Origin of the sequence: Pseudoalteromonas sp. HM-SA03 (assembly GCF_002289345.1) — a bacterium.
Taxonomy (GTDB): Bacteria; Pseudomonadota; Gammaproteobacteria; order Enterobacterales; family Alteromonadaceae; genus Pseudoalteromonas.
This window is the reverse complement of sequence record NZ_NSDG01000160.1, coordinates 1-290: the sequence shown is the minus strand read 5'-3', so window position 1 is coordinate 290 and position 290 is coordinate 1. Positions and strand designations below refer to the sequence as shown.

The 290-nt window shown below is 49.0% G+C and carries 1 pseudogene; it reads left to right on the top strand.

The window, feature by feature from the left end:
• A pseudogene (locus CKO50_RS23130) lies at positions 1-290 on the top strand (transposase); the annotation flags it as partial.

The following is a 290-nucleotide window of genomic DNA, read 5'->3' as shown; positions in this document are numbered from 1 at the left end:
ATCGCCCGGCGAGCAAATAAAGAAGATAATTGTACAGGTCGATTCTGGGAAGGTCGATTTAAATCCCAAGCCCTGCTGGACGAGGCGGCGTTGGTCGCTTGTCTAGCCTACGTAGACCTAAACCCTATTAGAGCCAAAATCGCCGCAACGCCTGAAACCTCAGACTACACCAGTATCAAAAAACGCATCGACCATGCGAAGCTGGGAAAACAACCAAATAGCCTACTACGCTTTGCTGGCAGCCCACGAAAACATATGCCTAAAGGCCTGCCTTTTGAACTCAAATCCTA